Below are 12,027 nucleotides of genomic sequence, written 5' to 3'. Positions count from 1 at the left end.
CTCGGTCTCCGTGCTACGTTCGGCATATGGCGGAATCTGTCGTACTGGATTCGGTGGACCTCCATCTGTTGCGGCTGTTGCAGAACGACGCCCGGACCACGTACCGGGAGCTCGCGGCGCAGGTGGGCGTGGCGCCGTCGACCTGTCTGGACCGGGTGACCCGGCTGCGCCGGTCGGGGGTGATCCTCGGCCATCGGCTGCGGCTCGATCCGGCCAAACTCGGACGCGGGCTCCAGGCGCTGCTGTCGGTGCAGGTTCGGCCGCACCGGCGGGAGCTGGTGGGACCGTTCGTGGAGCGGATCCGGGCCATGCCGGAGGCACGGACGGTGTTCCATCTGACCGGGCCGGACGACTACCTGGTGCATGTGGCCGTGGCGGACATGGCCGATCTGCAGCGGCTGGTGCTCGACGAGTTCACGTCACGGCGGGAGGTGGCCCGGGTGGAGACCCGGTTGATCTTCCAGCAGTGGGAGTGCGGACCCCTGCTGCCTCCCGGCCACGCCGAGAGCTGAATACCCCCATACGTGGGTGACGCGGTGATCCTCGTCGTACGAGGATGGACCGCATGTCTGAGACCAAGAGCCCGCTGCCCCGTCAGGTCGCCGACGCGTATGTGGACGACCTCATCGCCCTGGACCCGGTCACCGGTACCTATCTGGGGGTGAAGGAGAGTGCGAGCAGGCTGCCCGACTATTCGCCCGCGGGCCAGGAAGCGCTCGCCGAGCTGGCCCGGTCCACCCTCCTGAAGCTGGACGAGGCGGAGCGGCGGCCCGGCGCGGACAGTGACGCGGAGCGGCGCTGCGGGCGGCTGCTGCGCGAGCGGCTGACCGCCGAACTCGCCGTCCACGAGGCGGACGAGCATCTGCGGGCGGTCGGCAACATGCACACCCCCGGCCACTCGGTGCGCGACATCTTCACCATCATGCCGGCGCAGACGGACGAGGACTGGGCGGCGATCACCGAGCGGCTGCGCGCCGTGCCGGGCGCGCTCGCGGGCTACCGCGAATCCCTTCAACTCGGCCTGGACCGCAAACTGTTCGCGGCGCCCCGGCCGACCGCCACCTTCATCGAGCAGCTCACCGAGTGGGCCGACACGGACGGTTCGGGGCGCGGCTGGTTCGAGGACTTCGCCGCCGGCGGCCCGCAGGCGCTGCGCGCGGATCTGGACGAGGCGGCCCGGACGGCGACCGGGGCCCTGGTGGAGCTGCGGGACTGGCTGCGCGACGTGTACGCGCCGGCCGTCGAGGACGCCCCGAACACGGTGGGGCGTGAGCGGTACGCCCGCTGGTCCCGCTACTTCAACGGCACCGACCTCGACCTGGACGAGGCGTACGCCTACGGCTGGTCGGAGTTCCACCGGATCCTCGGTGAGATGCGGCAGGAGGGGGAGAAGATCCTGCCCGGCGCCGCGACGCCCTGGGTGGTGCTCGCGCACCTCGACGAGCACGGCCGGCACATCGAGGGCGTGGAAGAGGTCCGCACCTGGTTGCAGGGCCTGATGGACAAGGCGATCGAGGACCTGGACGGCACGCACTTCGAACTCGCCGAGCGGGTGCGCAGGGTGGAGTCGCGGATCGCGCCGCCCGGCAGTGCGGCGGCGCCGTACTACACGGCTCCCTCGGAGGACTTCTCCCGGCCCGGCCGCACCTGGCTGCCGACGATGGGCCAGACCCGCTTCCCGGTCTACGACCTGGTGTCGACCTGGTACCACGAGGGCGTGCCCGGCCATCACCTCCAGCTCGCCCAGTGGGCACACGTGGCCGAAAACCTCTCCCGCTACCAGGCGACGGTCGGCGGGGTCAGCGCCAACGCCGAGGGCTGGGCGCTGTACGCGGAGCGGCTGATGGACGAGCTGGGCTATCTGGGTGACCCCGAGGAGCGGCTCGGTTACCTGGACGCGCAGATGATGCGGGCGGCCCGGGTGATCGTCGACATCGGTATGCACCTGGAGCTGGAGATCCCGGCGGACTCGCCGTTCCACCCCGGTGAGCGGTGGACCCCGGAGCTGGCGCAGGAGTTCTTCGGCGCGCACAGCAGCAGGCCGGCGGAGTTCGTGGAGAGCGAGCTGACCCGGTATCTGACGATTCCGGGGCAGGCGATCGGCTACAAGCTCGGCGAGCGGGCGTGGCTGCTGGGCCGGGAGAAGGCTCGCGAGCGGCACGGAGACGCCTTCGACCTCAAGGCCTGGCACATGGCGGCGCTGTCCCAGGGCGCGCTGGGCCTGGACGACCTGGTGGACGAACTCTCCCGGCTCTGAGGGCGCGCGGCAGGGGCAGCGGGAGGCGGTGGCGTACGGCCGGGCGGTTCGCTCGGCCGTACGGCCGTCTTCGGGTGGCGCGGGCGGGTGGCGAGGCCGCTAGCTGGTGCCCGGGGCCGATGCGAAGGAGGCGGGCCGGGTATGGAGCAGAAGGCGCCGGGTCAGGAGGCGCTGGAGACCCCGCGGGCCGCCGGGCTGGCCGGAGTGGTCTTCGCGCTGCTGCTGGCGGCGGCGATCGTCCTGATCCGCATGGGGATCCCCGAGGGGGCCGACGCGGTCACCGTCCAGGCATTCACCGATTCCGGGCGGCGCGACGCCCTGCGCGCGGCCCTCGCGCTCGTGCCGTTCACCGGCATCTTCTTCCTGTGGTTCGTCGGCGCGGTCCGCGCGCATGTCGGCGCGGCCGAGGACAAGTTCCTCGCCACCGTCCTGCTCGGCAGCGGGCTGGTCTTCGTCGCCAGCCTGTTCGCCGCCGCCGCGGCGGCGAGCGCGGTACTCGCGGTCAGGCACCAGGCCGGCGCGACGCCCGACCCCATCGCCTGGGACTTCGGCCGGCATCTCGCGTACACGTTGATGACGGGGTACGCCATGCGGATGGCGGCCGTCTTCGTGTGCTCGATGTCGATGATCGGGCACCATCTCGGCGTCCTGCCGCGCTGGCTGTCGCTGGTGGGTTTCCTGACCGCCCTGATCCTGCTCTTCGTCTCCTCGAACGTCCCCTGGGCGGAACTGGTCTTCCCCGCCTGGTCGCTGGTGCTGAGCCTGCACATCCTCGTGGCCGGCCGCCGTGCGCGGACCCGAGCGGCCGCTTCCGCGTGACCCGGGCGGCTTCGGCGCCGCTCACCCGGACGGCCCCGCCCGGCGCGCGCGCCTCCCGTCGGGCTCCCATGCTGGCGTGCGGGACATGACCGCCGTCCGGAGAGGACCGCACGCCGGCAGTGGCGCGCACCGGACCTGGCGACCGGAAGGGGCGGAGCGCCGATGAGGCTCGTCGTCGATCTCAACAAGTGTCAGGGCTACGCGCAGTGCGCGTTCCTCGCGCCCGACGTCTTCGCCATGCACGGCGAGGAGTCGCTGATGTACAACCCGCGCGCGCTGGAGGAACAACGGGAGCAGGTGGCGCGCGCCGTCGCCGCCTGCCCGGTGCGGGCGATCACGGCCGACGGGCTGGACGGCGTGGCCGGTGCCGGCCCGGCGGCGGCCGGGACTCCGCTGGAGGCCTCCGATGGCCGCTGACTCCGTGGAATGGCTCAGGCGTGAGGGCCGGATCGTCATCGTGGGTGCCTCGCTGGCGGGCCTGCGGGCCGCGGAGACCCTGCGGGCCGAGGGCTTCACGGGGGAACTCACCCTGATCGGTGACGAGCCGTACGAGCCATACGACCGGCCGCCGCTGTCGAAGTCCGTCCTGCTGGGCATGGCGTCCCCGCGCCACACCGACCTGCCGCGCCGCGCGGAGATCGACGCCAAGTGGCGGCTGGGAGTCGCGGCGAGCGGTCTGGATCTGCGGGCGAAGCGGGTGCGGCTGGCCGACGGCGACGAGGTGGAGTACGACCGCCTCCTGATCACCACCGGGGTGCGGGCCCGACCCTGGCCGAAGGAGGAGGAGGCCCGGCTGGACGGTGTCTGCCTGCTACGGACCCGCGACGACGCGGCGGACCTCTACCAGCGGCTGAAGGCGGGGCCGCGACGGGTGTTCGTCATCGGCGCCGGGTTCGCCGGTTCGGAGGTCGCGTCGGCCTGCCGGGAGATGGGCATCGCGGTCACGGTGGCCGAGCGGGCGGGCGCGCCGCTGGTCGGCGCCCTCGGCGGAGTGGTCGGATCGGTCGCCGCCGACCTGCAGGTCGAGAACGGCGTGGACCTGCGCACCCATGTCACGGTGACCTCGCTGGAAGGCGACGCGGTCGGCAGGGTGCGGGCGGTCCATCTGTCCGACGAGAGCGTCGTCGAGGCGGACGTGGTCGTGGTCTCGCTGGGTTCGCTGCGGAACACGGAGTGGCTGACCGGTTCGGGGCTGGGCGCCGGGCCGCGGGGCATCGCCTGCGACGCGGGCTGCCGTGCCTTCGACTTCCGCGGCATCGTCACCGACGACGTCTTCGTGGCCGGTGACGTGGCGCGCTCCCCGCACGCGCTGTTCGGCTACCAGTTCCTCTCGCTGGAGCACTGGGGCAACGCCGTCGCCCAGGCGGAGACGGCCGCACACAACATGATCTGCCACGGCACCGAACGGCGTCCGCATCTGTGGATGCCCGCCTTCTGGTCCTCGATGTTCGGCGTGAACATCAAGTCGGTCGGCGTACCGCCGATGGGCGAGCAGCTCATGATCACGCAGGGCTCGCTGGCGGAGCGCCGGTTCGTGGGCGTCTACGGCTACAAGGGCCGCGTCATCGCGGCCGTGAGCTTCGACAACACCCGGTGGCTGGAGTTCTACGCCCGGCAGATCGAACGGGGCGCGCCGTTCCCGGTCGAGTATCCGACGATGGACCGGCGTCCCGAGGGCCGTAATCCGGTCGCGGCCGAGTTCCCCGACCCGTCGCTGCCGACCCACGGCGCCACCGTGACCCTCAGTGGCTACTCGCCGGCCGACCAGCAGCTGGTCTTCCACCCCGCCCGTCACTGACCGCCGCCCCGCCCCTCACCGCCGCTCCAAGGACCCGTGATGACGCAAACCTCGCTGTTCCGCCAGATCACCGACTTCGCCAACCGCGCCGACCCGTACCCGCTGTACGAGGAGCTCCGCAAGACGCCGGTGCTGCACGAGGAGGAGGGCGGCCCCTACGTCATCAGCTCGTACTACGACATCAAGGGTCTGCTGCACGATCCCCGGATCAGCTCCGACGCCGCCACCCTCGTCGCCGCCGGGGACGACGACATCGGCCAGGGGGAGAACACCGGGCTGCCGCCGTCCTTCCTGCGGCTCGACCCGCCCGAGCACGACCGTCTGCGGCGCATCGCCAACAGCGCCTTCGGGCCGCCGCACCGGCCGCGCCGGGTCGAGAACATGCGCGGCGAGATGGCGGACATCGTCGCCGAGCTGATCGACGGGTTCGGGGACGCCCGGCAGATCGACCTCGTCGACCAGTTCGCCTATCCCTTCCCGGTGACGGTGATCTGCCGGCTGCTGGGCGTGCCCCGCGAGGACGAGCCGCGTTTCCGTGCCTGGGTCGATCCGCTCGTCGCCACCCTGGACCCCGCGACCCGCATGACGGCGGACCCGGACTTCGCGAAGTCGGCGACGGAGGCGCGGATGCAGCTCGGGATGTATCTGGCCGGGCTGGTCGAGGAACGTACCAAGCAGCCGCGCGACGACATGCTGTCCGACCTGGTCAACAGCCATGGGCCGGACGGCGCCATGACGATGATGGAGGTGCTCAGCACCTCGGTGCTGCTGCTGATCGCCGGTCACGAGACGACGGTCAACCTGATCACCAACGGCATGCTCACGCTGTTGCGCCACCCCGAGATCCTGCGGCGGCTGCGGGAGGACCCGGGCCTGTCGGTGAACATCGTGGAGGAACTGCTGCGCTACGAGCCGCCGGTGCAGATCGTGCCGCAGCGCGCCACCATCGCCGACATCGACGTGCGCGGGGTCACCATTCCCAAGGGTTCGCGGCTCTGGCTCGTGCTGGCCGCCGGCAACCGTGACCCGGAGCGGTTCAAGCACCCGCAGCGCTTCGACCCCGACCGCGAGGACATCCAGCACCTCGGGTTCGGCAGTGGCATCCACAGCTGCTTCGGCGCGCCGCTGGCCCGGCTGGAGACGCAGATCGCCCTGTCCGCGCTGGCCCGGCGGCTGGACGATCCGCGTCTGGTCGAGGACCCGCCACCGTACCGGCAGAACGCCGTCCTGCGCGGGCCCCGGCATCTGAACATCGCCTTCGAAGCGGTGCGTTGAGCCCGCGGGAGGATGCGCGCCGGGTCAGTGCGGGAGTCGCCTGAGCCGTACCAGGCCGACCCAGGTCTCGGGGCGTGGTGTGGCCTGGGCGGCGCGCACCGCGTACCGCCCCGGCGCGAGCGGAACCCGCAGATGCTCGACGGCGGCGAGGTCCCCGCCCGGCCTGGCGGAGTCGAAGAGGACGACCGGGCCGGGGACGGTCCAGTGGAACTCCTGCTGCCATTCGGCCTCTTGGAGCGCTTGGGGGACGGCGGCGAGCAGTTCGTCCTCGCAGTCCGCGGCGGACCAGCGCACGAAGGTGTCGTGCGCGGGCAGGTAGGAGGTGGCGGCCGGTTCGTCGCCGAGGACGAGGGCCGCGCCGTCGCCGACCGGGAGCAGGCCGGCGTATCCGGCGACCTCGCACGCCCGGTCGTAGTCGGTGTCGAGTTCCTCGGTGTCGGCGCCCGCCCAGAACGGCAGGACCGTCTCCGGGACTGCTATCAGCGGGCCACCGCCCGACTCCACCCACTCCAGCACGCCAGGGTCCGCGTATCGAGCCATGGCCCCAGAACCTACACGGGCGGATCTCAGCAGCCGCACTCGCCCACCACGGGTGCCGTCAGCGGGTCGGCGTCCCGGCGGGCGGGGCCCCGCCAGGTGGCGTAGGCGAATCCCTCGCGGACCCAGTACTCGAAACCGCCGAGCATCTCCTTGACCTGGTAGCCGAGTTCGGCGAGCGCGAGGGCGGCGCGGGTGGCGCCGTTGCAGCCGGGGCCCCAGCAGTACGTCACGACGGGCACCGACCTGTCGAGGAGCCCTTCGGCCTGGCCGGGGATGAGCGCGGTCGGCAGATGGATCGCCCCGGGCACGTGTCCCTGGTCCCAGGACTCGGTGGAGCGGGTGTCGACGACGGTGAGGCCGGGGTCGCCGCCGGCCGCGAGCGCGGTGGCCACGTCGGAGACGTCGGCGTGGAAGGCCAGGGACGCCCGGAAGTAGGCGGCGGCCTCGGCGGGAGCGGCGGGGGCCACACGCAGGACGGGGTTCTCGGAGGTGGTGGTCATGGCAAAAAATCTAGGGGCCGCCGCCCGCTCGCTGAAGTGACGATCCCCGGGGTTCCCCTTGCCCGGCCGGGGATTTCCCTGCTATCCATCCGGGATGACCGTGTATTCCCCGGACGCCGTCGACTGGCGCATCCTAGAGGTCCTCCAGCGCGCCGGACGGGCCAGTTACGCCGAACTGGCCCGCGAGGTCTCCATGTCGCCGAGCGCCGTCACCGAGCGGGTGCGGCGCCTGGAGGAGGCGGGTGTGATCCAGGGATACGCGGCGGTCGTCGACCCCGAGCGGATCGGGCTGCCGATCCTGGCGTTCGTGCGGCTGCGGTACCCCAACGGCAACTACAAGCCGTTCCACGACCTGGTCGCGGCCACCCCCGAGATCCTGGAGGCACACCACGTCACGGGTGACGACTGCTTCGTCGTCAAGGTCGCCGCACGCTCGATGTCCCACCTGGAGGGGATAGCGGGCAAGATCGGCACGCTGGGTTCGGTGACCACCAGCGTCGTGTACTCCTCCCCACTGCCCCGGCGGCCTCTGGGGCGCTAGCGGGGCGCCGCCACCACGGCCGCCGCCCCCGCGCGTCAGACGCCCCGCTGCCGCAGCGCCGAACCGGATCTGCCCTTGACGACCTCCAGTTGGGCGTGGATACGGCGGCGCAGGTCGGGGACGTGGCTGACGATCCCGACGCTGCGGTCGCGTTCGCGCAGGGAGTCGAGGACGTCCAGGACCTCGTCCAGGGTCTGGTCGTCGAGGCTGCCGAAGCCCTCGTCGATGAAGAGGGTGTCCAGGCGGACGCCTCCCGCCTCGTCGGTGACGACGTCGGCGAGGCCGAGGGCGAGGGCGAGGGAGGCGAAGAAGGTCTCGCCACCGGAGAGGGTGGCGGTGTCCCGTTCCCGTCCGGTCCAGGCGTCGACCACGTGCAGCCCGAGACCGCTGCGGCCGCGTCCGGTGCGGTCGTCGGAGTGGACGAGGGTGTAGCGGCCCGAGGACATGCGCCACAGCCGGGCGGTCGCGGCGGCGGCCACCTGTTCCAGCCGGGCCGCCAGTACGTACGACTCCAGGCGCATCTTGCGTTCGTTGTCGGCGGCTGTGCCGGAGGTGAGGGCGGCGAGCCGGGCGACCCGGTCGTACTCGTCGCGCAGCGGGGCGAGGCGTCGTACGGCCTCGGTGGCCCGTGCGGAGAGGCGGTCCAGCTCGGCGCGGCAGCGGTCGGCCGCGTCCCGCGCGGAGGCGGCCTCGCGCAGTCGGCGTTCGGCCGCGGCCGCGGTCCGTTCGGCCGTGCCCGGATCGGCGGGGGGCTGCCGGGCGGCGGCCGCGGTGTCGGGCTCGGCCAGGACGGCGCGTACGGCGGCCTCCTCCGTCTGCCAGGCGTCCAGCCGGTGCTGGAGTTCGCGGTGGGCGGCGGCGTCCAGGAGGGCGGCGGCCGCGGCCTGTGGGGTGTCGAAGCCGGCCCGGTAGGCGGCGTCGGCGAGCCGGGCGTCGGCGGTCTTCAGTCGCCGGGCGGTGTCCTCGGCGGCGCGCACGGCGTCGGCGGCCTCGGTGAACAGGGCTGCCTTCCGCTCCAGTTGGGCGGCCCGCGCGGCCACACTGCCGGCGGCACCGCGCGCCTTGCTCAACTCCTCTTCCAGGGCACCCTGTTCGCGTTCCAGGCTTTCACGCCGGGTGAGCCTGGAGGCGGCGCGTACGGCGGCCTGCTGGCGGTCGGCGAGGCGCTGTTCCCGCTCGTGCTCGGTGCGCCGCAGCTCCTCGTGGGCGGCGTGCAGGGCCGAGGCGTCGCGGTGGGCGTGGGCGTGCCGCTGGTGGAGTTCCTCGGCCTCGGCGGCGAGCCGCGCGGTGGGCGTGTCGCCGGCCTCGGCGGTGGCGGCGGCCAAGGCCTCGCGGACGACGCCGAGGCGTCGCGCGTGCTCGGCGTGCTGCTCCTCGGCACGCTGGTGGGCGGCGAGGGCGCGGTCCTCGCCGGCGCGGTCGACGTGTCCGGCGTCCTTGCGGGCCGGTGCTGGGTGCTCGGTGGCTCCGCAGACCGCGCAGGGTGTGCCGTCGGTGAGGTGGGCGGCGAGTTCGGCGGCGATGCCTTCGAGGCGCTGTTCCTTGAGGTCGAGCCAGTGGGCACGGGTGTCGAGGACGTGCTGTTCGGCGGCGAGGGCCTGCTGCCGGGTCTCCTCCAGCTCCGCGGCCAGCGCGTCCCGGGTGCGGGCGGCGGTGAGGCGCCCGCGCATCGTTTCCCGCTGGACAGCGAGCTGTTCGGCGCGGGTGGCGGCCTCCTGGGCCGTCTCGATGCGGGTCCTGAGCGCCTCGCGGGTGGTGTCCCAGTCGGCGAGCCAGGCGTCGGCCTCGCGCAGGACGTCCTCGTCGGCGCGTTCCTCCCGGTCGAGGCCGGCGCGTTCCTCGGCCAGCGCGGCGAGCCGCCGCTCGGCGCGCCGGGCGGCGTCCAGGGCGCCCAGCTCCTCGGCGGCCCGGCGGGCGGCGGCGGCGAGCGAGGCCGCCCCGGTGTCGGCGTGGGTGTCGGGCAGGGCCGCACGCGCGCGTGTCTCCGCCCGGCCGGCCCGGCGGTGTTCCGCCTCGGCGGACTCTCGTAGCTCCAGTGCGGGCGCGACGGCCTCCGCCTTGCGGGCGCGCTCCATGCGGTCCCGCGCCTCACGATGGGCGTCCGACCGTTCCGCCAGGCGCTCGGCGCGCTGCCGGGCCTCGGTGAACCGGGCCTGCAGCCGGGCGAGTTCGCGTATCTCCCGCAGGGCGTGGTGAGCGGCCTCGTGCGCGGATTCGGCGGCGTCGAGGCGGCAGCGGGCGACGGTGAGGCGCTCGCGGGCGGTGCTGCGGGCGACGGCGGCGGCGCCCAGGACGGCCTCGGCCAGGCCCGGTTCGCCGGGGGCCAGTTCGGGCAGCTCCATGGCGTCGCCGGCCTCCTGCTGCATGCGGTGGGCGTCGGCGAGCAGTGCCGCGTCCCCTTCCCGCACCCGGGCCTCGGCGGCGCGCCGGCGTTCGGCGAGGCGCTTTTCGACGTCGGCGAAACGCCGGGTGTCGAAGAGCCGGCCGAGGAGTCGGCCACGGGCCTCGGCGTCGGAGCGAAGGAAACGCGCGAAGTCTCCTTGCGGCAACAGGACGACCTGGCAGAACTGCTCCCGGCTCATGCCGAGCAGTTGGGTGATCTCCTCGCCGATCTCCTGGTGGGAGCGGCTGCGGTCCTTCCAGCCGCCGGCCGCGCTGTCGTACTCGCGCAGCCAGGTCTGGGCCTTGTCGACGGTCGTGCCCGTGCCGCGCAGCTTGGGCCGCTCCCAGGGCGGCTGCCGGGTGATCTCCAGCCGCCGTCCGGCGACGGTCAGTTCGAGGCGGACCTCGGTGCGGGTGCGGACCTCGGCGTGGTCGCTGCGCAGGTTCATGCCCTGGCCGCTCTGCCGGGCGCCGGGGACGGCGCCGTACAGGGCGTAGCAGACGGCGTCGAGGACGGAGGTCTTGCCCGCGCCGGTCGGTCCCTGCAGTAGGAAGAGCCCGGCGGCGGACAGCGCGTCGAAGTCGACGCGCTGGGCCTCGCCGAAGGGCCCGAAGGCGGTGATGTCCAGCCGGTGCAGCCTCACCGGGCCACCTCCCGCACGGCGTCGTCGGCGCGCACGGCGTCGAAGGCGTCCCGCAGCACGGCCGTCTCCCGTTCGTCCGGTCCGGCGCCGCGCACATGGGCGACGAAGTCCTGGGCGATCTGCTGGTCGTCGCGGCCCGCGAGGCGCCGGGCGTACGACACTCCGGGCTCGTCGGGGGCCCGCTCGGGGGCGAAGAGCAGGCTGAGCGTGTGCGGGAACCGCTCGGCGAGGCGGGCCATCGGGTCGGCCGGGCGGACCGGGTCGGTGAGCGTGGCCTCGATCCAGGAGTCCTCGTGCCGGGCGAGCCCGGGGTCGGCGAGAAGGCCGTCCAGGGTGCCACGGATCCGGGCGAGCGGGCGGGGCACCGGGCAGTCGACACGTTCGGCGGTGACGGAGCCGTCGGCGCCGAGGTCGATCAGCCACATGCTCTTGCGATGGTCGGCCTCGGAGAAGGAGTAGGCGAGCGGGGAGCCGGAATAGCGCACCCGCTCGGTGATCGTCTGGCAGCCGTGCAGATGCCCGAGCGCCGTGTAGTCGACGCCGTCGAAGACGCCGGCCGGGACGGCGGCCACTCCCCCGACGGTGATGTCGCGCTCGCTGTCACTGGCCCGGCCGCCGGTGACGAAGGCGTGGGCGAGGACGACGGAGCGGGTGCCCGGCGCGCGCGTGGCCAGATCGGCGCGGACGCGGTCCATGGCGGCACCGAGCACCGCCTCGTGACCGGCCCGGTCGACCGCGAACTCGTCCTTGACCAGGGCGGGTTCGAGGTACGGCAGTCCGTAGAAGGCGACGTCCCCGTGGGTGTCCGACAGGATCACCGGGGTGCCGACGGCGGAGGCTTCGGTGCGCAGGTGGATGCCCGCGCGGTCGATGAGTCCGGCGCCGACGCCGAGGCGGCGGGCCGAGTCGTGGTTGCCCGAGATCATCACCGTGGGCACGCCGAGGTCCGCGAGCCGGTGCAGGGCGTCGTCGAACAGCTCGACCGCGGCGAGCGGCGGGACCGCGCGGTCGTACACGTCCCCGGACACGACCACCGCGTCCACCTCGCGCTCGCGCGCGACGGTGATCAGGTGCCCGATGAACCCGGCCTGGGCCCCGAGCATGTTCACCCGGTGGAAGGCCCGGCCGAGATGCCAGTCGGACGTGTGCAGGAGTCTCATGATCCCCGAGACTAACGGCCGGGTCTGACATCACGGGCGGTTACTCCCGCTTTCGCACCTCCCCCGCCTCCCTCCTCTCACCTCCGCCAACAGGTCAAACCCGTACGCTGC

The 12,027-nt window shown here is 73.2% G+C and carries 11 protein-coding genes; 7 read left to right on the top strand and 4 right to left on the bottom strand.

The features are described from left to right. The first annotated feature begins 26 nt into the window (after window positions 1-26). From ACIBA9_RS32860 to ACIBA9_RS32835, 6 genes are all read left to right on the top strand, one after another. Window positions 27-512, top strand: coding sequence for an Lrp/AsnC family transcriptional regulator (locus ACIBA9_RS32860; RefSeq protein WP_362155686.1), 486 nt, complete (start codon window positions 27-29; stop codon window positions 510-512). A 53-nt stretch (window positions 513-565) separates the two neighbouring features. Next, window positions 566-2,257, top strand: coding sequence for a DUF885 domain-containing protein (locus ACIBA9_RS32855; protein ID WP_399368798.1), 1,692 nt, complete (start codon window positions 566-568; stop codon window positions 2,255-2,257). A 141-nt stretch (window positions 2,258-2,398) separates the two neighbouring features. Beyond that, window positions 2,399-3,076: a hypothetical protein gene (locus ACIBA9_RS32850; protein WP_399368796.1), complete on the top strand. Its 678-nt coding sequence runs from the start codon at window positions 2,399-2,401 to the stop codon at window positions 3,074-3,076. A gap of 162 nt (window positions 3,077-3,238) precedes the next feature. Beyond that, complete coding sequence (locus ACIBA9_RS32845) at window positions 3,239-3,493, top strand: ferredoxin (RefSeq protein ID WP_399368794.1); 255 nt, start codon at window positions 3,239-3,241, stop codon at window positions 3,491-3,493. Further along, window positions 3,483-4,874, top strand: a complete 1,392-nt coding sequence (locus ACIBA9_RS32840; RefSeq protein ID WP_399368792.1) for an NAD(P)/FAD-dependent oxidoreductase — start codon at window positions 3,483-3,485, stop codon at window positions 4,872-4,874. The genes ACIBA9_RS32845 and ACIBA9_RS32840 overlap by 11 nt, the downstream gene beginning before the upstream one ends. Window positions 4,875-4,913: 39 nt before the next feature. Continuing rightward, window positions 4,914-6,149, top strand: a complete 1,236-nt coding sequence (locus ACIBA9_RS32835; protein ID WP_399368790.1) for a cytochrome P450 — start codon at window positions 4,914-4,916, stop codon at window positions 6,147-6,149. Window positions 6,150-6,173: 24 nt separating this feature from the next. Here ACIBA9_RS32835 and ACIBA9_RS32830 read toward each other — a convergent pair whose 3' ends face one another. Next, window positions 6,174-6,689, bottom strand: a complete 516-nt coding sequence (locus ACIBA9_RS32830; protein WP_399368788.1) for an immunity 21 family protein — start codon at window positions 6,687-6,689, stop codon at window positions 6,174-6,176. A 26-nt stretch (window positions 6,690-6,715) separates the two neighbouring features. Then, window positions 6,716-7,189, bottom strand: coding sequence for a rhodanese-like domain-containing protein (locus ACIBA9_RS32825; RefSeq protein WP_399368786.1), 474 nt, complete (start codon window positions 7,187-7,189; stop codon window positions 6,716-6,718). A gap of 94 nt (window positions 7,190-7,283) precedes the next feature. Between ACIBA9_RS32825 and ACIBA9_RS32820 the strand changes: the two genes are divergently transcribed. Beyond that, on the top strand, window positions 7,284-7,730 hold the full coding sequence (locus tag ACIBA9_RS32820) for an Lrp/AsnC family transcriptional regulator (RefSeq protein ID WP_399368784.1): 447 nt from the start codon (window positions 7,284-7,286) through the stop codon (window positions 7,728-7,730). Window positions 7,731-7,765: 35 nt separating this feature from the next. Here ACIBA9_RS32820 and ACIBA9_RS32815 read toward each other — a convergent pair whose 3' ends face one another. After that, entirely contained in the window at window positions 7,766-10,756 is a 2,991-nt protein-coding gene (locus ACIBA9_RS32815; RefSeq protein WP_399368782.1) for an AAA family ATPase, read from the bottom strand. Next, complete coding sequence (locus tag ACIBA9_RS32810) at window positions 10,753-11,916, bottom strand: exonuclease SbcCD subunit D (protein ID WP_399368780.1); 1,164 nt, start codon at window positions 11,914-11,916, stop codon at window positions 10,753-10,755. Before ACIBA9_RS32810 ends, ACIBA9_RS32815 begins: the two co-directional genes overlap by 4 nt. Between the last annotated feature and the right edge of the window lie 111 nt (window positions 11,917-12,027).

The organism is Streptomyces sp. NPDC051452, from assembly GCF_044454765.1.
Classification (GTDB): Bacteria; Actinomycetota; Actinomycetes; order Streptomycetales; family Streptomycetaceae; genus Streptomyces.
Note: the sequence above shows the minus strand (reverse complement) of the source record. Positions and strands in the feature narration are given on the sequence as shown.